17 protein-coding genes are annotated in these 22282 nt (G+C 40.7%); 9 read left to right on the forward strand and 8 right to left on the reverse strand.

Features of this window, described 5'->3' with window-relative positions; translation table 11 throughout:
• The first annotated feature begins 68 nt into the window (after nt 1–68).
• Complete coding sequence (prmA, locus tag A6B40_RS06135) at nt 69–950, forward strand: 50S ribosomal protein L11 methyltransferase (RefSeq protein WP_176671846.1); 882 nt, start codon at nt 69–71, stop codon at nt 948–950.
• Nucleotides 951–1018: 68 nt separating this feature from the next.
• Here prmA and A6B40_RS06140 read toward each other — a convergent pair whose 3' ends face one another.
• From A6B40_RS06140 to A6B40_RS06155, 4 genes are all read right to left on the reverse strand, one after another.
• The gene (locus A6B40_RS06140) at nt 1019–2062 is read right to left on the reverse strand and encodes a Gfo/Idh/MocA family oxidoreductase (protein ID WP_176671847.1); all 1044 of its coding nucleotides are present in this window, start codon (nt 2060–2062) and stop codon (nt 1019–1021) included.
• Between the two features lie 103 nt (nt 2063–2165).
• Nucleotides 2166–2450 (reverse strand): hypothetical protein, encoded by a 285-nt coding sequence (locus A6B40_RS06145; RefSeq protein ID WP_025342049.1) that lies wholly within the window; start codon nt 2448–2450, stop codon nt 2166–2168.
• A 140-nt stretch (nt 2451–2590) separates the two neighbouring features.
• Entirely contained in the window at nt 2591–2776 is a 186-nt protein-coding gene (locus A6B40_RS10190; protein WP_176671848.1) for a zf-HC2 domain-containing protein, read from the reverse strand.
• The gene (locus A6B40_RS06155) at nt 2773–3294 is read right to left on the reverse strand and encodes a sigma-70 family RNA polymerase sigma factor (RefSeq protein WP_236966884.1); all 522 of its coding nucleotides are present in this window, start codon (nt 3292–3294) and stop codon (nt 2773–2775) included. The genes A6B40_RS10190 and A6B40_RS06155 overlap by 4 nt, the downstream gene beginning before the upstream one ends.
• 153 nt (nt 3295–3447) lie before the next feature.
• On the opposite strand from A6B40_RS06155, the gene msrP reads away from it, so the two are divergent.
• Both msrP and A6B40_RS06165 read left to right on the forward strand, forming a co-directional pair.
• The gene (gene msrP / locus A6B40_RS06160; RefSeq protein WP_176671850.1) at nt 3448–4401 is read left to right on the forward strand and encodes a protein-methionine-sulfoxide reductase catalytic subunit MsrP; all 954 of its coding nucleotides are present in this window, start codon (nt 3448–3450) and stop codon (nt 4399–4401) included.
• The gene (locus tag A6B40_RS06165; RefSeq protein WP_176671851.1) at nt 4401–4985 is read left to right on the forward strand and encodes a protein-methionine-sulfoxide reductase heme-binding subunit MsrQ; all 585 of its coding nucleotides are present in this window, start codon (nt 4401–4403) and stop codon (nt 4983–4985) included. Before msrP ends, A6B40_RS06165 begins: the two co-directional genes overlap by 1 nt.
• Before the next feature lie 94 nt (nt 4986–5079).
• Here A6B40_RS06165 and ansB read toward each other — a convergent pair whose 3' ends face one another.
• The 4 genes from ansB to A6B40_RS06185 form a co-directional block, all read right to left on the reverse strand.
• Nucleotides 5080–6129 (reverse strand): L-asparaginase 2, encoded by a 1050-nt coding sequence (ansB, locus tag A6B40_RS06170; protein WP_176671852.1) that lies wholly within the window; start codon nt 6127–6129, stop codon nt 5080–5082.
• A 336-nt stretch (nt 6130–6465) separates the two neighbouring features.
• Nucleotides 6466–8949 (reverse strand): DEAD/DEAH box helicase, encoded by a 2484-nt coding sequence (locus tag A6B40_RS06175; protein WP_176671853.1) that lies wholly within the window; start codon nt 8947–8949, stop codon nt 6466–6468.
• A gap of 69 nt (nt 8950–9018) precedes the next feature.
• The gene (gene purL, locus A6B40_RS06180) at nt 9019–12915 is read right to left on the reverse strand and encodes a phosphoribosylformylglycinamidine synthase (RefSeq protein ID WP_176671854.1); all 3897 of its coding nucleotides are present in this window, start codon (nt 12913–12915) and stop codon (nt 9019–9021) included.
• A 201-nt stretch (nt 12916–13116) separates the two neighbouring features.
• On the reverse strand, nt 13117–15153 hold the full coding sequence (locus A6B40_RS06185) for a TonB-dependent receptor domain-containing protein (RefSeq protein ID WP_176671855.1): 2037 nt from the start codon (nt 15151–15153) through the stop codon (nt 13117–13119).
• Nucleotides 15154–15429: 276 nt separating this feature from the next.
• Here A6B40_RS06185 and A6B40_RS06190 point away from each other — a divergent pair, with 276 nt between their 5' ends.
• The 6 genes from A6B40_RS06190 to fucP all read left to right on the forward strand — a co-directional run bounded on the left by A6B40_RS06190 (nt 15430) and on the right by fucP (nt 22223).
• Nucleotides 15430–16176, forward strand: a complete 747-nt coding sequence (locus tag A6B40_RS06190) for a DeoR/GlpR family DNA-binding transcription regulator (RefSeq protein ID WP_176671856.1) — start codon at nt 15430–15432, stop codon at nt 16174–16176.
• Nucleotides 16177–16382: 206 nt separating this feature from the next.
• Complete coding sequence (gene fucI, locus A6B40_RS06195) at nt 16383–18149, forward strand: L-fucose isomerase (RefSeq protein ID WP_176671857.1); 1767 nt, start codon at nt 16383–16385, stop codon at nt 18147–18149.
• 117 nt (nt 18150–18266) lie between these two features.
• Nucleotides 18267–19700, forward strand: a complete 1434-nt coding sequence (gene fucK, locus A6B40_RS06200) for an L-fuculokinase (protein ID WP_176671858.1) — start codon at nt 18267–18269, stop codon at nt 19698–19700.
• A 60-nt stretch (nt 19701–19760) separates the two neighbouring features.
• The gene (gene fucU / locus A6B40_RS06205; protein ID WP_112110272.1) at nt 19761–20192 is read left to right on the forward strand and encodes an L-fucose mutarotase; all 432 of its coding nucleotides are present in this window, start codon (nt 19761–19763) and stop codon (nt 20190–20192) included.
• Nucleotides 20193–20250: 58 nt separating this feature from the next.
• A complete protein-coding gene (locus A6B40_RS06210; RefSeq protein WP_025218266.1) occupies nt 20251–20901 on the forward strand; it encodes an L-fuculose-phosphate aldolase in 651 nt (216 codons plus the stop codon).
• A gap of 32 nt (nt 20902–20933) precedes the next feature.
• Nucleotides 20934–22223, forward strand: a complete 1290-nt coding sequence (gene fucP / locus A6B40_RS06215; protein WP_176671859.1) for an L-fucose:H+ symporter permease — start codon at nt 20934–20936, stop codon at nt 22221–22223.
• Nucleotides 22224–22282: the final 59 nt, after the last annotated feature.

Raw genomic sequence — 22282 nt, forward strand, 5'->3', positions numbered from 1 at the left:
GAGGGACTGAATTATGCTTAACCCGGTACGGCTTGCCGTGCTGGGCAATCAAAAAAAAAGGAAAAACAATGGCTTGGGTACAAATTCGTTTAAACAGTACAGACAAACACGCTGAGGAAATCAGCGATTTTTTAACAGAGATTGGGGCGGTTTCCGTTACTTTTATGGACAGCCAAGACACACCGATTTTTGAGCCACTGCCAGGTGAAACTCGTTTATGGGGCAATACCGATGTGGTGGGGCTATTTGATGCGGAAACCGATATGAAAGCAGTGGTAGAGGCGTTGATTATCAGCACTTTAGTGACGCCCGATTTCAGCCACAAAATTGAGCAGATCGAAGATAAAGATTGGGAACGTGAATGGATGGATAATTTCCACCCAATGCAATTCGGCAAACGTCTATGGATTTGCCCAAGCTGGCGTGAAGTGCCAGATCCAAATGCAGTGAATGTCATGCTTGACCCCGGTTTAGCCTTCGGCACAGGCACACACCCAACAACCTCACTTTGCTTGCAATGGTTAGATGGCTTGGATTTAGAAGGTAAAACCGTGATCGACTTCGGTTGCGGCTCTGGCATTTTAGCGATTGCTGCCCTCAAACTTGGGGCGAAACAAGCTATCGGTATTGACATCGACCCTCAAGCGATTCTTGCCAGCCAAAATAATGCAGAAGCGAATGGGGTTTCTGACCGCTTGCAGCTATTTTTAGCTAAAGATCAGCCGAAAGATTTAGTAGCAGATGTCGTGGTCGCCAATATTTTGGCAGGTCCTCTCAAAGAGTTAGCTCCAAATATCATTACACTTGTTAAACCACAAGGCGATTTAGGATTATCAGGTATTCTCGCCACACAAGCCGAATCCGTTTGCGAGGCTTATGCCGGTGATTTCAACCTTGATCCGGTGGTGGAAAAAGAGGAATGGTGTAGAATTACAGGCCGAAAAATTTAATATAAATAAAGCCCTATTTTGTAAGATAGGGCTTTCCTCTTTTTAGAATAGAACTATTATTTTCAGGATTAAAGTCTTATCTTTTGCCCCGATTTTGCACTTTCAAATACACATTCAATTACTTTTAGCACAAAAATAACTTCCTCTAGCTTGATAATCGGCTCAGCATTGTGGGCAATCACTTGATATAAATCATCAAATAGATTTTGATAGCTGGCTTCTGCATTTGGGTAAGGCTGGCGGACCACATTGCTTTCCATTTCAGTATGTAAAATTCCCCAGTTCTCTTTTTCCTCCATATTCCAATCTTTGCCAATAGGTTGTACGCCATTTTTCAGCAAATCTTCTTGATTATCTGACGTTTGTTTCAGATAAGAACCTAATTTTCCGTGTAATACAAATGTCGGACTGGGTTCACGAGCATATCGGCTGGCTTTCAGCACCACTTTAAAACCGTTAGCATAATAGAGCTGAATATCAAAGTTATCATCAACCAACGCCCCTTCGTGTTGATAACGCACATCAGCATACACCGCCTCCGGCTTCCCAAACAGATACAAGGCTTGGTCGATTAAATGTACGCCTAAGTCATACACTAAACCTGTACCAAGCTCACCTGATTCTTTCCATACTTTAGCATTTTTCTCTTTCGCATAACGGTCAAAACGAATTTCGCAATCTACCAACTCTCCCAGTAAATTTTGCTCCATTAGCGATTTTGCCGTCGCAATATGACTGTCCCAGCGGCGGTTTTGGTACACATAAAGTACCTTTCCTTGTCGCTTTGCAAGTTCCGCCAACTCTTCCGCCTCAGCCACTGTTGCCACTAACGGTTTCTCAACTAAAACGTGTTTGCCTGCAAGCAATGACTCTTTTACCATTGCATAATGAGTTTGATTCGGTGTGGTAATTAGCACTAAATCCACTTCTGGCGTTAAAAGAGCGTTGAAATCCCGCACTGTTTCTGCATTCGGCAACCATTCTGCCGCATTGTTAGAAGTACGTTCACACACCTTTACAATATTAAAACGAGCATCTTGTTTCAAAAACGGGATATGAAAAACTCGGCTGGAAAAGCCAGCACCGGCGATGGCAATATTGATGGGTTGCATAGAAAATCCTCATAAAATTTTGATGTTATCTGCTTAAATAAACAAGCGGTCAAATTTTAGGAAAATTTTGCAAAAAACAGATAAAATACGACCGCTTGTTTAACTAATCATAGGTTTTGCAAACAATATCTTTTTCTTCACAAAACATTTCACTGTGGTTTGCAAGGCATTGCTTTTGTACATTTAATTTGGCTCTGCCTCGGCTACTATGTTCACTACGATATTCCTGTGTAAATGGCTTTAGAGTACAAATGTGAACCTCTTTAGAATCAAGTGGATCTGATACGCCAATGATAATCGGCATAGGGATACCGGCTTGCCCTGTAGGAGTAACCGGCACGACACAGCTACTTAATAGCATACTTAAACTTATTAACCAATAACGCATATTTTTCTCCTTTAATGAAATGTATAAAAAAACGATCTATTGTAGGCATCCTAGGTTTAACTATACATATTAAGTGATGTTCGAAAAATTTTAAGTGGTTATACCTTTAAGGTTCTGAACTTTATTCAACCAACAATAAATCAGAACGGAGCATCTTTATCGTTACAGTAGGCTCTTAATATCTTGCCTAATTTCTTGGTATTTTTATTAAAATTGCGACATTTAGGGCATATTAAAAGATGCAACTGCAAACGCATGTGTTGTTGCAAACGAAGTTTCTCATCACAGGACTGTGAAATAAGTTCTGTTGCTTGCCTGCATTTCATTTTGATTCCTCTCTAAACCAATTGCGAGATAAACAGTCTTGTAAACGTAAACGAGCACGATAAAGTAACACATTTAAGTTAGAGAGAGAAATTTCGCATTCATGGCAAATTTCCGCACTACTCATCTCCAAATGTTCGCGCATCATAAATACTCGTGCTTGCTGAGCGGATAACTTATTTAAACAAATATCAAAAATTGCCCAAAATTCTTTCTGGTAAGTCGATTGAGCTATTCCCCTCCATTCGGTCACTTCTTGATGCTCCAACCAATGATCTTGGCGATCGAAAAAAGCACTTGGTGATTCTTCTTCCTCACATAGAGAACTGACCGGAATATGTCGTTTTCGTGTTCTGAGTAAATCTAAAATTTTGTTCTTTAAAATAGCAAAAATCCAAGTTTTAAGTGCAGCTTCTCGCCGAAAAGAGGCTGAATGCTTATAGGCATTGGTTAAGGCATCTTGTACAACATCCTCGGCTAAATCTTTATCGGCTAGTTGTAGGGTGGCAAATTTAACCATTTGCTTTCTAATCTCTTCTATCTGTGTAGAAGATAGACTTTTCATATATCTCCTTTAGGGAATACCCAATAAAAAATTACACTTATTTTGTAAGAATTCTAGATCAGCTGAGTCCAAAATAATAACAACAATTCATAAAAAAAGGATAGTTCGATGAAAAAATTAACAATTCAAGATGTTACACCCGAAACTATTTTCTACCAACGCCGTAAAATTATTACCGCGTTAGGTTTAGGTATTGCAGCTTCTGCATTGCCTAAAGTAAGTATGGCAGAAACAAAAAGACACTTGCAATCATTACAGTTTAAACCGGATCCAAATAAAGGGCTTGAACTCACTCTGGAAAACAAAATAATCGGCTATAACAATTTCTATGAATTTGGTGTTGATAAAAGTGCACCGGCCAAAAATGCGGCAAACTTTAAAACTGATCCTTGGACATTAGAAATTAGCGGTGAAGTTGAAAATCCGTTTAGTTTAAATCATCAACAATTGCTTAATACATTTCCATTGGAAGAACGCATTTACCGCTTCCGCTGTGTGGAGGCTTGGTCAATGGTTGTGCCGTGGATCGGCTTTGAGTTAGCTCGCTTAATTGAGATGGCAAAACCAACCGGTAAAGCCAAATATGTGGTCTTTCACACTTTATATGATCCTGCACAAATGCCGGGGCAAAAAAATCGCTTGCTAGGCGGTGGGATTGATTATCCTTATGTAGAAGCTTTACGCTTAGATGAAGCCTTAAATTCACTAACACTACTGTCTGTCGGTTTATATGGTAAAACCTTGCCACCGCAAAACGGTGCACCTATTCGCTTAGTCGTGCCTTGGAAATATGGCTTCAAAAGCATTAAGTCGATTGTGAAAATCACCTTTGCCGAAAAACGCCCACTCACTACTTGGGAAAGTCTTGCTCCAAACGAATACGGTTTTTATGCTAACGTAAACCCGAATGTTGATCATCCACGTTGGTCGCAAGCATCTGAACGAGTAATTGGTGCAGGCGGGTTATTATCCGTCAAACGCCAACCAACACTAATGTTTAATGGCTACGAAAATGAAGTGGCAAATTTATACCGTGGCTTAGATTTAAAGGTGAACTACTAATGCTAACCGGATTACGCATACTCATTCATCTCGGCTGCTTATTACCGCTAGTTTGGGTGGCTCAGCTATTATATACAGGTAATGAAACGGTATTAGGTGCCGATCCGATTAAAGAGCTGGAGCATTTTCTCGGTTATGGTGCGATCGTCATTTTTTGTATAATGTTTCTACTTGGTATTGCCCTACAATACTTAAAGAAAAATCAGTATCAAATTTTACGCCGTCCATTGGGATTATGGGCGTTTGCATGGGCAGCTCTACATATTTCAAGCTATCTATTGTTAGAATTAAGCCTTGATGTAAAATTATTTTTTAGCGAGCTTGCCGGTCGCCCATATTTGATTTTAGGAGCTGCTGCTTTTTTCATTCTAAGCATAATGGCTATAACTTCGCTGCCAATGCTAAAACGAAAATTAGGAAAACGCTGGGGGACGATTCACCAGTGGGCTTATCCTGCATTAGTATTGGCTATGGTGCATTATTATTGGTCGGTAAAAAGCGTAACATTCGACCCAATTATCATTGGAGTCTTAGTGCTGTTTATCGTTGCTCATAAAATACAGGCTAAATTTGCAAAAAAATAGCAAAATTACACCGCTTGCAGTAGTCAAACCACATACAAAAAATAATGGCATAAGTTTACTTACTTATGCCATTTTTTATATGCTTCAACCTTTATTAAAAATCTTCAAAATATTGCTGAATAGTTTTGATATCTTTCGTTTGGGTTAAAGCTAATTGCAATAACACACGAGCCTTTTGCGGATTTAACGTGCCGGAAGCAGCAAAGCCATATTTACTGTCATCAACCTCTGCATCACGAGTAGTATAGCCAGTTGGTACACGAGAAGAACGCACAACCGCAACGCCTTTTTTCGCTGCTTCCTCTAATAATGCAAGATTTTCCGCATTCATATTACCATTACCAACACCTGCCACTACAATGCCTTGATAACCCGCATCTAACAAGGCTTTAAGCGGCTCTGTCGGCATATTCGCATAAGCATAAATAATACCGACTTTAGGTAATTCATTTAATTCATTCACATTAAATGGGGTATTAACGGTATGTTTGCTTTCCAGAGAGCGTTCATAGTCTACTTTACTATTATGGACGTAACCTAAAGAACCAAAATTCGGCGAACTAAATGTTTGCACCGCAGTCGTGCTGGTTTTGGTAACATCTCTTGCACCCAGTACCGCATCGTTCATTGCCACTAACACACCACGTCCAGCAGATTTTGGATCTTTTGCCACCACAATTGAGTTATACAAATTCAATGGACCATCGGCACTTTTTTCTGTTGCCGGACGCATAGCTCCTACTAATACCACAGGTTTCTCACATTTCACTGCCAGATCAAGAAAGTAAGCCGTCTCTTCCATTGTGTCAGTACCGTGTGTAATCACAAAGCCATCTGTTGTTGCACACTGTTGATTAATCGCTTTAGCCAATTTTAACCACACACTATCCGACATATCCTGTGAACCAATTTTCACAATCTGCTCACCTTTGATATTCGCCAATGCTTTCATTTCTGGCACAGCTTCAATTAAGGTTTCAATATTCAATTGCCCCGCTTGATATGCACTGCTATTCGCATTCTGCTGACTACCGGCAATAGTTCCGCCTGTCGCTAAAATAGTGATATTAGGTAATTCTGCCGCATTGGCTGTTACAAATAAACCACCTAACATTGCTGCTAATGCTAATTTTTTGAATTTCATATAAGGCTCCTTAATTAAAAAAACTAAAGAGATCATACCGATAAATCAGTGTAAATAATTTGATCTGGTACATAAAAGAGGGAATTAATTGCTGGGTAGGAATAAGTTATATCGCCATTTTCATTTGAGTTATCCACTCACAGAATGCCTTCTAATAAAAGAAAATAAGTAGAATTTACATAAAATTTTCTGGCAGATATGTGGAAAATCCTCATTTTTCAACAGAGAGAATAGTGCTCCCCTCCAACAAGAACTGTAATTTAAGGAAAGAAAAGTTACTGTTAAGATGGAAGAAGAAGGCACTCGTCAGAAATGAGTGCCATCGGGGGAAAGATATTATGATGAGGTAGTCTTTAATTTAGGAGATACCGTGATAGTTTCTAATAATTTATCATTAGTTAAGTTGTAGTCTTCTAATAACTTCTGGATTTCTGCTACTGACATATCCAAGCGTAAATTTTTAGCATATTTTTCTACATTTAATTTTAAAGTATCTAAACAATTGCGATTAATTACCTTCATTTGAGGATGAGGGGTAGATTCCTTTTCATAATTATCTAAAGGGTGGATCATTATAGGAATTCCTTGACAACTAGCATCATACTCGTCATTAAACCAATGAGCAGAACCACTCAGTTGGTTAATATCATGTTTGGATATATTTTGTGCACGTACAGCACCACTTTTACATTCTATAACCCAATATTTAGAGTTTCCAGTAGACCAAAGGTTATCAGGTCCTCTTCCAAAATCACTTTCTGGTCTTTGAGATAAAAAACCTAATATTCGTCCTAAATCAGAAATAGCCTTTTCAAAACTATTCGCACTATTCTCATTAAAAACTAAATCGGATAAAACCTTGTTAATTTCTATCAGAAAATCATTTTTATTAACAAAATTCTCTTTAACTAAATAATCTTTAGCTTGCATAGATTGTGTTGAAGCCATTCTAGCTAGTTTAGAATAAGTGATACCATTTATTGGCTTTAGTAAATTCATATTTAATTTTAATGCAGACAGCTGTAACTCTTGAGCCTGAGCAGGATCTTTTAAACTTACTATTTCTGCCAATTTCTGTTTTATAAAACCTTTCAATCTATTTTCACAATTTGAATTAGCTATTTCTTGTAGCTCAGATATTGCCAAATCAATCTGATTAATATTTATATTATCATAGGCTTTCTTTAATGATAATCTAAATTTATCTAAATATGGCTCCCTTATAATTGCTTCAAGGGTTCTCTCCTTACAAGTCTGGATCCACGTACTATCCTGATTCAATGAATAATTTAACGTTTCCTGAATCATCTCTATAGATGCATCTTTAATTTGTCCAGATATCTCATTTCCCAATTCTAATTGAGCAAGAGTTGCAGGAGAAAATATGTTTCTAGCTTGTGGTGAGTGTATTTTATGAATCAATTTAGCACCTAATAATATAACTGCACAATTATCATCACTAGAACGAATTCCTCTTCCTATTCCCTGCTCTATTCTATGTATTTGTTTTGCTATCTGAGAATAAGTACCATCTAATAAAGTTATTTCTTCTCTTTCATGAAGATTATACACCTCAGGTAAACCATCAATAACTAATAGCCGACATGCATCTCCGGGTAGATCAATACCATCATATCTATTGATTAATACTGTAATACCATTAGATATTTCACCTGATTTCAATTTTGAAATACCTTCAAAAATATTATTCCTATCAAGCACTTGTTCAGCAATATTACTCCAATAACCAGCTCTATACTTCGAGGGCACAATAATAGTTACATTATGATTTTTAGATATCCCCTCAATCATACTTTTTAATTCATCATCTGATAATAAAGGATTAATTTCTTGCGGAGCTAAAATCATTCTATTTCCCATATCACCACCACCACTGGGACGAATAGGCTCTTTTATTGACTCTATGTCTGCTCCAAAATTAGTAACCAATAAACTATCATCAGCTAATGTAGCTGTCATATATATACGGCGTTTAGCATAAAAAAAAGAAGGGAGTTTATGAACCGGTAAAATCGGTGGTTTGATTTCAATAGCAGTACCAGAGAAAATACATGAACATAGATTTATATGGTCTTTTAAAAGAGGGTAAGACCATTGTAATTCATCCATATCCTTTATAGAGTGCAATATTCTTAATACCTCAGAATATTTTTCTTGCCATGCCCAATAAGGTACAGTTAGATATGATAAAGGATCGGAAGCTTTAATATCTAATAATGTAGATCTAGATTGTTGAGATAAGGGTTCCTCAAATAAGTTAAAAAGTTGCTTATATAATTGAGAATCATTATTTGATGAAATAGAAAATTGGTTCTCCACTATACTTAAACAAGAATGAGCGTCATCAATAACTATAGCCCCTATTTCAATCTTTTTATTGTCTACTCCAAAAACACTTTTTCCATTAAAGAGTTTAGAAATATTGGTTACTAATATTGACTTCCCTAATATAAAATTGACATCTTGCTCATCATCTGTAACCTTTATTCCTAAATCGTTGGCTTCTTGAATAACCTGTTGAGATAAATTAATATCGGGAGTTATATATACCGCTGGGAATACTTTTTCATTTAAAGAACTTTGTAAACACAATAATCCCACCACGGTCTTTCCTCCGCCTGTGTTCATTTTTATTACTAAGTCTTTTTGGTCTCTTTTAGAAAACCAATCTTTTAGTATATCTCCCTGTTCATCATGAGGACGCTTAAATTTTTCCACTCGTCCAGTTAAGGTAGTAAATAACTTTTGAGGTTCTATTTGAAGAGGTATATTACTTCTCAACGAATTGAAATTTATCATAAATTCACCGTATTTTATCAGATAAAGTACGCACCGCATTCAAAAATGCGTACTATGATTCGTTTAAAATTATTTCAACGCCACTCTCGCACTTCTAAACAATCTCATCCATGCCCCTTCTTCCGTCCAATCCTCCGGACACCAAGAGTTGCTGACCGCACGGAATACACGTTCTGGGTGTGGCATCATAATTGCTACTCTGCCGTCTGTGTTACCGATTGCCGTGATACCAAACGCTGAGCCGTTCGGGTTGGCTGGGTATTGTTCGGTTGGGTTGAGATGACTATCCACATATTGTGCGATCACGAGATTTTGCTGTTGCAAGTTAGCTAATTGCTGTGGATTTTTGAACTCAACTTGTCCTTCACCGTGTGAAACCGCAATCGGCATATGGCTACCTGCCATTCCGTTGAACCAGAGTGAGTTGGTGTCGTTGATTTTGACCATCGCTGCACGGGCTTCAAAACGTTCGGACTTGTTGCGAACAAAGCGAGGCCAGTTTTCTGTACCCGGAATGATTTCCGCCAAGTTCGATACCATTTGGCAACCGTTACATACACCGAGTGCTAAGGTGTTCGGGTTAGCGAAGAATTGGCTGAATTGGTCACGCAACATTGGGTTGAATAGGATTGATTTCGCCCAGCCGCCGCCTGCACCCAGTACGTCACCGTAAGAGAAACCACCACAAGCTACCATTGCGTTGAAGTCGTTTAAGTTGCGTCTGCCTGCGATTAAATCGGACATATGCACGTCAATCGCTTTAAAGCCTGCATGGTCGAAGGCTGCCGCCATTTCGTAGTGGCTGTTTACGCCTTGCTCACGCAAGATCGCAATGCTTGGTTTTGCCCCTTTGTTGATAAACGGTGCGACGATGTCTTCGTTCACGTCAAAAGTTAAGAATGCCGATAAGCCTTTGTTATTCTCATCTTTTTTCGCTGCGAACTCTTGGTCAGCACATTCTGGGTTATCACGCAAACGTTGCATTTGGTGGGTTAATTCCGCCCAGATACCACGCAATTCAGAGCGTTTTTCGCTTAACAGTTTGCGAGAACCACGGCTAATTTCAAAGCGGTTATCCGCATTCACCGCACCTAATTCTTTGGTTACGTGAATCAAGTTGTGAGCTTTTAACACCTCACGCACTGCATTAAGTTCGCTGTCAGCGACTTGGATTACCGCACCTAACTCTTCATTGAATAGCACCGCTAAATCATTGTCGCCAAGGGCTGAAATATCAACATCCACACCGCAGTTACCCGCAAATGCCATTTCCGCTAAGGTGGTGATTAAACCACCGTCTGAACGGTCGTGGTAGGCTAATAATTTATCTTCTGCCACTAAGGCTTGCATTGCGTTGAAGAAATCTTTTAAGGTTTGAACGTTTACGACATCCGCAGGTTTGTCGCCAAGCTGTTTATAAACCTGTGCTAATGCGGTTGCCCCTAAGCGGTTGCTGCCTTCGCCTAAATCAATTAACAATAAGCGGCTTGCCCCTTTATCGGTGCGAAGTTGTGGCGTAACAGTTTTACGCACATCTTCCACACGAGCAAATGCGGAAATCACAAGTGAAAGCGGAGCAGTCACGGTTTTCTTCTCGCCATTTTCCTCCCAAGTGGTTTTCATCGACATTGAGTCTTTGCCCACCGGAATGGTAATGCCGAGCGTTGGGCAGAGCTCTTCACCCACAGCTTTCACCGCTTCGTAAAGACCTGCGTCTTCGCCCTCGTGTCCCGCTGCCGACATCCAGTTCGCCGAGAGTTTAATGCGTTTGATGTCGCCGATATTGGTCGCCGCAATGTTGGTAATGCTTTCCGCCACAGCAAGGCGAGCAGACGCGCCAAAATCTAATAATGCAACCGGCGCACGTTCGCCCATTGACATCGCTTCGCCGTGGTAGCTGTCGAGTGAGGCTGTTGTTACCGCACAATCCGCTACCGGAATTTGCCACGGACCGACCATTTGATCCCGTGCTACCATACCCGTTACCGAGCGGTCGCCAATCGTAATTAAGAAGGTTTTTTCTGCAACCACTGGCAAACGTAATACACGGTGTAATGCTTCTTTCAGGTCGATACCGTCCGTTGCAAGCGGTGCATTTTCAACGGTTTTTTGCGAAACCTCACGGTGCATTTTTGGGGTTTTGCCGAGCAACACGTTCATCGGTAAATCAATCGGATCATTGCCGAAATGTTCATCGTGTAGGGTTAAATGTTTCTCTTCGGTCGCCTCACCAATCACCGCAAACGGGGCACGCTCACGCTCACAAAGTGCGGTGAAAAGTTCGAGTTTTTCAGGGGCAACCGCTAACACATAACGCTCTTGCGATTCATTACACCAAATTTCAAGCGGCGACATCCCTTTTTCATCGCACAGGATTTTGCGTAAATCGAACTTACCGCCACGCTCGCCATCGTGTACCAACTCCGGCATTGCGTTAGATAAACCGCCCGCACCCACATCGTGAATAAATAAAATCGGGTTCTCATCGCCCATTTGCCAACAGCGGTCGATCACTTCTTGGCAACGGCGTTCCATTTCCGGGTTTTCACGCTGTACAGAAGCGAAGTCTAAATCTTCTTTCGATTTGCCCGATGCCATTGACGATGCCGCACCGCCTCCCAAGCCGATATTCATCGCCGGACCGCCAAGTACGATCAACTTCGCCCCCACAGGGATTTCGCCTTTCTGAACGTGTTCGGCACGAATGTTACCGATACCGCCTGCAAGCATAATCGGTTTGTGATAGCCACGCACTTCTTCGCCTGCAAAGCTATTCACTTTTTCCTCGTAAGTACGGAAGTAACCTAATAAAGCAGGACGACCAAATTCATTGTTAAACGCAGCACCACCAAGTGGACCTTCGATCATAATATCGAGTGCTGACGCAATACGGCTCGGTTTAGACAGTGGATTTTCCCAAGGCTGTTCAAAGTTTGGAATGACTAAGTTAGATACAGAGAAACCCGTTAAACCGGCTTTCGGTTTTGCCCCACGACCTGTCGCCCCTTCATCACGAATTTCACCGCCCGAACCGGTCGCCGCCCCCGGGAATGGCGAAATAGCGGTTGGGTGGTTGTGGGTTTCCACTTTCATTAAGATGTGAGCATCTTCTTGGTGAGCACGATATTGACCGTCTTGATCCGGGAACCATCTACCAACGGTTGAACCTTCCATTACTGCCGCATTGTCTTTGTAAGCAGAAAGCACATAGTCTGGGGTTTTCTCGAAGGTGTTTTTAATCATCTTGAACAGGGATTTTTCCTGTTTCACACCATCAATCGTCCAGTCGGCATTAAAAATTTTGTGGCGGCAGTGTTCTGAGTTCGCTTGAGCAAACATATATAGCTCAATGTCGTTCGGGTTGCGACCAAGGGCAGTGAAGTTTTCCACCAAATAATCAATTTCATCTTCCGCTAACGCCAAGCCTAAATTCACGTTTGCCTCTTCGAGAGCCTTGCGACCTCCGCCTAAAATATCTACGCTAGTGAAAGGTTTTGGCTCTTGTTGGGCGAACAGAACTGCTGCTTCATCAGCATTACGAATCACCGATTCCATCATACGGTCGTGTAATAAAGCAGCAAGTTTGCTTTCTTCTTCAGCAGTTAAGTCACGCTCAAATTCAAAATAGTAGGCTAAACCACGCTCTACACGAGCCACATTTTCCAAACCGCAGTTGTGGGCGATGTCGGTCGCTTTTGAAGACCAAGAGGAAATCGTGCCCAAACGAGGAATCACGATGAAAGTTTCGCCCACGGGCTCGTGCTCCGCAAGGGTCGGGCCGTAATGTAATAATTGGACTAATTTATCTTCTTGTTCGGCAGAAAGTGCGGAGGTTAAATTAGCAAAATGCACATATTCCGCATAGACAGATTTCACCGGCAGATTCGCTGCGGCGAATTTTTGTTGAAGTTGGTTTAAACGAAATTCAGAAAGGGCTGGCGAGCCACGAAAGATTTGCATAGTCATTTGATTTGATTCCGTATTTTTAAGAAATGGATAAGAATTGGGGCTTATTATATCGAATAACGCAAACGATTGCCATAAATCACTTTATTGATAAAGCTAAAGAAGAAATTGTAAAAAAATTAGGAAATTTGACCGCTTGTAACATAAAAAACGCCCGATTGAATATTAATTCAATCGGGCGTTTTGGCCTTATTTAAGAAATTAGAACGTGTAGTTGAAACCTGCACGGAATTCACGACCACGAGCCGGCAACTGACTACGTTGTGCGTGAGATTTGTAGAGTTTATTGGCTACATTATCAACTGAGAAGTTTACATTCAAATTGTCATTATTAAATGGCTTCCAGTTCACTGTAATATCGGTCACGTTATAACCATCTTTTTGTGTGCCTTCAAAGCGACCAATTTTCGGTGTACCATTGTCATTTCTTACAAGGAAGTTATCTTCAGCTTTGACTTTTTCCACAATACGGTGGTGTACGCCAATTTCCACATTTGGCTGTTCGAAACGGTAGCTTAAAGAAGCCGTCCAAGTACGACCAATTACTGTAGCATATTCAGGGTTGTTACTTAGATTGTCTCCGTAGAATTTAGGTTTGCTATGAGCAACACCAACACGAGCTGTAAAGCCACTATTATGGTAACCCGCATTTAACTCATAACCATGGTTTTTAATTTTACCTGCATTGATAATAACTTGAGCTGGACCATGTTGATTACGACCTGTGTTAGTACCTAATGCATCTTTAATATCTTGCCAGAAGTAGCTACCATCAACACTAAATGTTCCATTATTATAGTTGAAGCCAATTTCAGTATTGCGAGCTTTTTCTGCTTTAGTATTATCACCTATAGTATACGCTCGACCACCGTGAGACATTAATGCATCTTGCATACGAGGGCTACGGCTTGCATAGTTATGGCTTGCACTCAAACTTAAGTACTGGATTGGTTCATAAATCAATCCTACACTAGGATTAAATGTGCCATCACTGCGCGTTTTACCATCCATCGCTTTAAAGTTGAAATGATCATAACGAACACCCGTTGTTAAAGTCACTTTATCTACAGGAGCAGTAATTGCTTCAACATAAATACCAGTATCTGTTTTCTCCTGATTAATTGATTTTGGATCAAATTTCGCATGAGGTTTAATTTCTTGGTGACGATAGTTCACACCATATTTCAATAAAATACTATCATTCACCGCTGAATCAAGGTTCAGGTTTGCACCATGAGTTAAGACTCTCGTTTTAGTTGGGCTTTGATTGCGGTCGCCACCAGCATAGTTATTGCCTTTATCATCTGCAGACCAACGGCTATGCTCCAAACGATATAAATTAGCTGTAATTTCTTGAGCAAAACCTAGATTTTTACCAATGTACTCTAAATTAGTATTAGTGACCGACATTTTGCGATCAGATGGCGATTGACTGCTAAAGGTTTGAAATTCCTCACGAACATTACGCACACCTTCATGTTGCTCATTTAAGTGGCTCAACACTAAACGATGATTACCCAAAGTAGCACCTAATTTTGCTAAATAGCTAACTTTATTCAATGCACTATTTGCTACACGGCTATTCTTATTAGCAACATCAAAATAATTTTTACCACCTTTATAGTCGCTCTCTTTTACTTGATTTCCTGACACTAAAACATCAAAGATTTCTCCTTTGCCATATACTGCAGCATTGAAGTTATGAGCGTGGTTAGTACTGATTCCTGTACCTAGTCTTGCGCCAAAGTTTTTATCACTATCTTTCAATAAATCTAACGCATCTAAGGTTTTTGCTACGATTGCACCGTTAGTTTGACCGATACCTGCAGATGCACTACCCGCACCTTTTTGTACAGAAACAATTTTCACCAGTGCAGGATCTAACATATGGCGGCCTTGGTGGTAGTGAATTTGGCTGTCTGAGTAAGCATTATCCACTTTTACATCAATGGAGTTTTGTCCCATACCACGAATATAGAGATATTGTGATGTACCATTACCACCACCTAAGCTGATTGCCGGCTCATCTTTTAATAAACCACGTAAATCAGTTTGTGTGCTTTCGTCTTTTTTCGCGGTGGTTACCACATTACTTTGCACTTTCAAACCTTGGTTATCTGTTACTGTTACAGTATCTAACACCGCCATATTTTCTGTTGAAGCTGTTTCAGCAAGGGCATTTGCCGCAAGTATGCTTAATACCGCAGCTGAAACTGGAAGTAATTTAAAGTTTTTCATTTATTTATTCCTTAGGTAAGTTATTTAAGAGGATTACCAAATTTGGTATTAAAAATAATTCTCAACACCAAACACGGCGATTTTACAGAGATAAAAATGATTGTCAATTAGTCTGAAATGAAATTCCACAAAACATATTACAAATTTTGCAAAAAGTTCCCGAAATTTGACCGCCTGTAAAACAAAATGTGATCACGTTCTAAAAATCAGACTTGTCTTCTCGACAGAAAGATAACAAGCGGTTAAATTTAGTTAGAAATTTACTAAGGATAGTTTATGCAAAGAAGACACAATCAAATTATTACCTATTTAGAAAAGTTTGATGAAGCGAGAGTGCAGGAACTCGCGGAGTATTGTGCCGTTTCAATTGAAACCATTCGTCGAGACTTAAACAAACTAGATAAAAATGGGCTATTACATCGTACACACGGAGGTGCAGTAAGTCATAAAAAGCGAGATATCGGACGTTCATTCAGCACTCGTTTAAGGGCTAACAGTGAAGCCAAACGCAATATTGCAGAAAATGTACTTTCTCATTTATCACCAGAATCGGTTATTGCTCTTGATGCCAGCTCTACCTCTTGGAATGTCGCACAACGAATTCCAAATATTCCTTGTACTATCGTGAGTAGTTCAATGCGGATTATTCGTAGTCTTTCCCATAAACCACACATAAAAACCATTGCGACTGGTGGAGTTTATTCAGAGAAATATGATGCCTTTTATGGTCCTCTTTCGGAACAGCTCTTATCCCGTTTGAAAATTGATATTGCTATTATCTCTTGTACGGGTATTGCAGATGGTGCAATTTGGGAATCTAATGAAATAAATATCTCATTTAAGCGTAAATTATTATCAAATAGTAAAGAGATTTTTTTGTTGGCAGACCACAGCAAATTTGACCGTAAAGATTTAATCCAAATGGAAATTCTTTCTTGCATTGATAAATTATTTGTTGATCAAATGCCATCTGAGCCATTAAAAAATTACTGTTTAGAGAACCAAATCCAAATTATTATTTAGTCTTTTTTCAGTTTAATATGCCCGATTTTGCCCGAAAAAAAGCAAAATCGGGCATACTTTTTTTCGATTTTCTCTCCAAAAAGGCACAAATTTTGTGATCCCACTCACAAAATTTAAATGATTTTGGAATTTTTCTTCATCACACCTATTGCCTGTGCATAATAAATTCATCAATCAAATTTTTTAACCAATAAGGAGAATTTATTATGACAACCCTCAAATCAACTCCCGTAAAAATTGGTATCCGCCCAACTATTGACGGTCGCCGTTTAGGAGTGCGTGAATCACTTGAAGATCAAACAATGAATATGGCGAAAGCCGTTGCACAATTAATTCAATCTGAAATCCGCCACCCAAATGGGGATTTTGTCGAATGCGTGATTGCAGACTCCACCATCGGTGGCGTTGCCGAAGCTGCGGCTTGTGCCGAAAAATTCAAACGTGAAAATGTCGGTGCTGTAATTACTGTAACCCCTTGTTGGTGCTACGGTTCTGAAACCATTGATATGGATCCGCATATGCCAAAAGCAATTTGGGGCTTTAACGGTACAGAACGCCCGGGTGCAGTGTATTTAGCCGCTGCTTTAGCAGGTCATAGCCAATTAGGTTTACCAGCATTCTCCATTTATGGCACTGAAGTGCAAGAGGCAGGCGACCAATCCATTCCGGCTGATGTTCGTGAAAAATTATTGCGTTTTGCTCGTGCAGGCTTAGCGGTGGCAACCCTTCGTGGCAAATCTTATTTATCTATCGGTTCAGTTTCAATGGGTATCGCAGGTTCTATCGTAAACCAACAATTCTTCCAAGAATATTTAGGTATGCGTAATGAATACGTAGATATGACTGAAATTAAACGCCGTTTAGATCGCAACATCTACGATGACGCAGAATTTAAATTAGCGATGGAATGGGTAAAAACCTATTGCAAAGAAGGTGTTGATGTGAATGCACCGGAAAACCAACGTAGCCCAGAAGAACGTGCCAAACTTTGGGAAGATGTGGTGAAAATGACCATCATCGCCCGTGATTTAATGGTCGGCAACCCACGTTTAGCAGAATTAGGTTATGGCGAAGAAGCGTTAGGTCATAATGCGATTGCTGCCGGTTTCCAAGGGCAACGCCAATGGACAGACCATTTACCAAACGGCGATTTCTTAGAGGCAACACTGAACTCCACCTATGACTGGAACGGTGTGCGAGCACCATACATTATGGCAACTGAAAATGACAGCTTAAATGGCGTGAATATGTTGTTCGGTAACTTATTAACCGGTCAAGCCCAAGTGTTTGCGGATGTGCGTACTTACTGGAGCGAAGATTCTGTTGAACGTGTTACCGGCTGGCGTCCGGAAAGTGGCTTTATCCACTTAATCAACTCAGGTTCAGCAGCATTAGACGGCACAGGTCAGCATACCGACAAAGACGGCAAACCTGTTATCAAACCGGTTTGGGAAGTCACCGAAGAAGATGGCAAACGTTGCTTAGAGAATACTCGCTGGTGTCCGGCAGTTCACGAATACTTCCGTGGCGGCGGTTTATCTTCTCAATTCTTAACCAAAGGCGGAATGCCGTTTACGATGCACCGAATCAACCTCATCAAAGGCATTGGTCCTGTATTACAAATTGCGGAAGGTTGGTCAATCGACTTACCGGAACACGTTCACGACACCTTAAACAAACGTACCAATGAAACTTGGCCAACCACTTGGTTCGTGCCTCGCTTAACCGGTAAAGGTGCATTCGCAGATGTGTATAGCGTGATGGCAAACTGGGGAGCAAACCACTGTGTAGCCACTTTCGGACACGTCGGTGCAGACTTAATCACCCTTGCATCAATGTTACGCATTCCGGTTTGTATGCACAACGTGGAAGATAAAGATGTATTCCGTCCAAGTGCGTGGAACGGTTTCGGTCAAGACAAAGAAGGTCAAGACTACCGTGCGTGTGCAAACTTTGGACCGCTTTATAAATAAGCACTTACAAGCGGTTAAATTTGTAAAAAAATTTGCAAATAAGACCGCTTGATCAAACCTAAAACGATACGGACGCACGCAGTGCGTCCCTACAAGGAAATAACAAGGGGAAAACCTATGTCTATTGCCCTTATTTTTGACTGTGGTGCTACAAACCTTCGTACTATTGCAATCAACCAAACAGGTCAAATTGTGGCGGCACATCACTTACCGAATAACACGCAACCTGATGCGGAAAATCCTGAATTTCACATTTGGGATATTGAAGAAATTTGGTCAAAACTAATGACCTGTGCCAAGCAGACGCTTTCCCAGCTTTCAGCACAACAACGACAAGAGATTGTTGGGATTTCGGTCACCACCTTTGGCGTGGACGGTGCATTGTTTGACAAAAACGGCAAGCAGCTTTACCCGATTATCTCGTGGAAATGCCCGAGAACCTTGCCAATTATGGAAAATCTCGCCAACCATATTGATGTGGAAGCCTTATATCGCCGCAACGGCGTGGGGCATTACAGCTTCAATACGCTGTTCAAACTATTATGGTTAAAAGAGAACAAACCTGAAATTTACCAACAAGCTGAGAGCTTCTTATTTATTTCGTCCATTTTGACCTACCGTTTAACCGGCATGCAAAGCACCGACCGCACAATGGCAGGTACCTCAATGATGACAAATATTGAAAATGACTCTTGGGATAAAGAAGTGTTAGACCTACTTGGCTTAACTGAAAACCATTTCCCACCAATGAAAAGTGCCGGGGAGGTTGTGGGAACATTAAAAGGAGACATTTCCCACGAGCTCGGTTTAAGCGGTCAAATTCCGGTAATTTCTTGCGGACACGACACCCAATTTGCGATTTTCGGATCAGGTGCTGGTTATAACCAACCAGTCTTAAGCTCCGGTACTTGGGAAATCTTAATGGTGCGTACACCACAAGCGAAACCGGAATGGCAATTCGTGCAAAACGGCTTAACCATTGAATTTGACAGCCAAGCGGGTTACTTCAACCCAGGCGTGCAATGGGTGGCTTCAGGGGTAATGGAATGGTTCGGCAAACTATTCTTCTCTGATGTCGCAACAACAGATAACTACTACTTAACGATGATCAAAGAAGCCGTAGAGGTTCCTGCAGGTGCAAATGGTGTGAAATTAGTCGGTAATTTTGACGGCACAACCAACCAAACAGGTTCTATTGTTGGCTTATCCATGCATACCTCGCGTGGCGAAATTTACCGAGCAGGTTTGGAATACATGGCTCACCGCCTAAAAGACGGACTGAACGTATTACAAAAAGTCGGCAACTTTAATGCGGAAAGTTTAATTTGCGTGGGTGGTGGCTCCAAAAATGCGTTATGGAACCAAATCCGAGCAGATGTTTTAAACCGCCCGATTGATGTGGTGGATTTCCCAGAAAGTACCGTGCTAGGTGCAGCCATGTTTACCTTTGCCGGAGCTGGCGTGTTTGACAGCCCGAATGCAGCACAACAGGCGATGAAGCCAAATGTGAAACGGGTTGATCCATCCGCCAATAGTGAGTTTTATAAATAAAGCTTTTTCTTCTCCCTCTAACTCCCTCTAAGGGAGAGGAAATATAAAGAGGAGTTAAAAATGTTAAAAGGTATCCATCCGGCAATTTCACCGGAATTATTAAAAACCTTAGCCGAAATGGGGCATGGAGACGAATTAGTGCTTTCAGATGCTCATTTTCCTGCACACTCTATTCATCAAAAAGTAATCCGTGCAGATGGCTTAAGCGTTGCCACCTTATTAGAAGGCATTTCTGCCCTATTTGAATTTGACCAATATGTTGAAGCTCCACTAGCAATGATGCAAGCCGTACTGGGTGACAGCTTAGATCCAAGTGTAGAAGAACGCTATCTTGCCGCCATTGCTAAAGTCAACGGTACTGTTCCGAAAGTAGAGCGTGTAGAACGCTTTGCTTTCTACGATAGAGCGAAAACCGCTTATGCGGTCGTCATTACTGGCGAATTAGCAAAATACGGCAACATTATCATTAAAAAAGGGGTTACGCCTGTTTAAGTACAAGCGGTTAAGAAATCAGAATTTTTACAAATACAATATTAAAAGGAGTTCAAAAATGGAAAGACAGGCTCTTGCAAGACAAATTATTGATACTTGTTTAGAAATGACCCGTCTCGGTTTAAACCAAGGCACAGCAGGTAATGTAAGTGTGCGTTATAAAGACGGTATGCTTATTACCCCAACCGGCACACCTTATGAGGAGATGACGGAAGATTCCATCGTATTCGTAGATAGTAATGGTAAACACGAAGAGGGCAAACTGCCGTCAAGTGAGTGGCAGTTCCATTTAGCTGTATATGAGGCCCGTCCTGAATTAAATGCAGTAGTTCACAACCACGCAAAAAACTGTGCAGCAGTGTCAATTCTAGGGGAGGCGATTCCTGCTATCCACTATATGATTGCATGTACCGGCACAGATCATATTCCGTGCGTACCTTATGCGCCATTTGGGACTCACCAACTTTCTGAATATGTACGTGAAGGGATTAAAGGCAGTAAAGCAATTTTACTTGCCCACCATGGGTTAATTACCGCAGATAAAAGCCTAGATAAAGCATTAGGTATAGCGCATGAGGTAGAAGTGATTGCAGAGTGGTACTTAAAACTCCTTGCGACGGGTAAACCAATTCCAACATTAAATAAAGAACAGATGGATGTTGTATTAGAGAAGTTTAAATCCTACGGTTCTTGGGTGGAAGAAAAATAATAACTAAATCACATCAATAGAAGGAATGTCCTATGACAGCTAAAGTTCTTGAGAAAAAATTTGTAGTGCCATTTATTTTAATTACCACATTATTTGCTCTTTGGGGTTTTGCAAATGATATTACCAACCCTATGGTAGCGGTGTTCCAAACTGTGATGGAAATTCCCGCCTCTGAGGCAGCTCTCGTTCAGTTCGCTTTCTATGGGGGTTACGGCACAATGGCAATTCCTGCAGCACTTTTTGCCAGCCGTTATAATTATAAAGCAGGAGTGTTATTAGGCTTAGCACTCTATGCTATCGGGGCGTTCTTATTTATTCCTGCCGCAATGTATGAGCAGTTCTCGTTTTTTCTTTGGTCGCTTTACATTTTAACTTTTGGTTTAGCATTCTTAGAAACGACAGCAAACCCATACATTCTTTCAATGGGAGATCCAGCTACTGCAACACGCCGCTTAAACTTAGCTCAATCCTTTAATCCGCTAGGCTCTATCACAGGTATGTTTGTTGCATCACAAATCGTATTAACAAACTTAGAATCCGAAAAACGTGATGCCGCAGGTAACTTACTATTCAACTCTTTATCTGCTGCAGAGAAAGCTATTGTTAAAACACACGATTTAACAATGATTCGTAACCCGTACGTTGTAATTGGTTTAGTGGTTGTTGCAGTATTTATCATCATTGCGTTATACAAAATGCCAGCAACAAAAGTAGAATCAGCAAACCGTATTTCTGCTAAAGAATCTTTCAATCGCTTAATTGCCAATGCTCGTTATCGTGAAGGTGTTATTGCACAAGTATTCTACGTGGGTGTACAAATTATGTGCTGGACGTTCATCATTCAATATGCAGAACGTATTGGTCTAACTAAATCGGAAGCACAAAACTGGAACATTGCGGCAATGGCATTATTCATCAGTAGTCGCTTTATTAGTACCGCATTAATGAAATACTTAAAAGCTGAATTAATGCTATTCCTTTTCGCAGTAGGTGGTTTCTTCAGCATTCTTGGCGTAATCTTCATTGATGGTATGGGCGGATTATACTGCTTAGTATTAACCTCTGGCTTTATGTCTCTCATGTTCCCAACTATTTACGGTATTGCATTAGACGGTCAAGGCGGAGAATCTACATTAGGTGCAGCAGGTTTAGTCATGGCGATTGTTGGCGGTGCATTAATGCCACCTCTACAAGGTTGGATTATCGACCAAGGTACAGTAGCTGGAATGCCAGCGGTTAATTTCTCATTCATTCTTCCACTTATCTGCTTTGTAGCAATTGCAATCTACGGCTATCGTTGCTGGAAAGTATTATTAAAATAAACAAACATAAGCGGGCAAAATAGCCCGCTTTTTTGCAAAAAAATTATGAAAAATGACCG

It is taken from the genome of Mannheimia varigena (assembly GCF_013377235.1).
GTDB lineage: Bacteria > Pseudomonadota > Gammaproteobacteria > Enterobacterales > Pasteurellaceae > Mannheimia > Mannheimia varigena.

What these genes read in the sequence shown, in the direction of transcription:
- prmA (WP_176671846.1), top strand. Translation starts at nt 69, where the DNA reads ATGGCTTGGGTACAAATTCGTTTAAACAGTACAGACAAACACGCTGAG.
- A6B40_RS06140 (WP_176671847.1), bottom strand. Translation starts at nt 2,062, where the DNA reads ATGCAACCCATCAATATTGCCATCGCCGGTGCTGGCTTTTCCAGCCGA.
- A6B40_RS06145 (WP_025342049.1), bottom strand. Translation starts at nt 2,450, where the DNA reads ATGCGTTATTGGTTAATAAGTTTAAGTATGCTATTAAGTAGCTGTGTC.
- A6B40_RS10190 (WP_176671848.1), bottom strand. Translation starts at nt 2,776, where the DNA reads ATGAAATGCAGGCAAGCAACAGAACTTATTTCACAGTCCTGTGATGAG.
- A6B40_RS06155 (WP_236966884.1), bottom strand. Translation starts at nt 3,294, where the DNA reads ATGGTTAAATTTGCCACCCTACAACTAGCCGATAAAGATTTAGCCGAG.
- msrP (WP_176671850.1), top strand. Translation starts at nt 3,448, where the DNA reads ATGAAAAAATTAACAATTCAAGATGTTACACCCGAAACTATTTTCTAC.
- A6B40_RS06165 (WP_176671851.1), top strand. Translation starts at nt 4,401, where the DNA reads ATGCTAACCGGATTACGCATACTCATTCATCTCGGCTGCTTATTACCG.
- ansB (WP_176671852.1), bottom strand. Translation starts at nt 6,129, where the DNA reads ATGAAATTCAAAAAATTAGCATTAGCAGCAATGTTAGGTGGTTTATTT.
- A6B40_RS06175 (WP_176671853.1), bottom strand. Translation starts at nt 8,949, where the DNA reads ATGATAAATTTCAATTCGTTGAGAAGTAATATACCTCTTCAAATAGAA.
- purL (WP_176671854.1), bottom strand. Translation starts at nt 12,915, where the DNA reads ATGACTATGCAAATCTTTCGTGGCTCGCCAGCCCTTTCTGAATTTCGT.
- A6B40_RS06185 (WP_176671855.1), bottom strand. Translation starts at nt 15,153, where the DNA reads ATGAAAAACTTTAAATTACTTCCAGTTTCAGCTGCGGTATTAAGCATA.
- A6B40_RS06190 (WP_176671856.1), top strand. Translation starts at nt 15,430, where the DNA reads ATGCAAAGAAGACACAATCAAATTATTACCTATTTAGAAAAGTTTGAT.
- fucI (WP_176671857.1), top strand. Translation starts at nt 16,383, where the DNA reads ATGACAACCCTCAAATCAACTCCCGTAAAAATTGGTATCCGCCCAACT.
- fucK (WP_176671858.1), top strand. Translation starts at nt 18,267, where the DNA reads ATGTCTATTGCCCTTATTTTTGACTGTGGTGCTACAAACCTTCGTACT.
- fucU (WP_112110272.1), top strand. Translation starts at nt 19,761, where the DNA reads ATGTTAAAAGGTATCCATCCGGCAATTTCACCGGAATTATTAAAAACC.
- A6B40_RS06210 (WP_025218266.1), top strand. Translation starts at nt 20,251, where the DNA reads ATGGAAAGACAGGCTCTTGCAAGACAAATTATTGATACTTGTTTAGAA.
- fucP (WP_176671859.1), top strand. Translation starts at nt 20,934, where the DNA reads ATGACAGCTAAAGTTCTTGAGAAAAAATTTGTAGTGCCATTTATTTTA.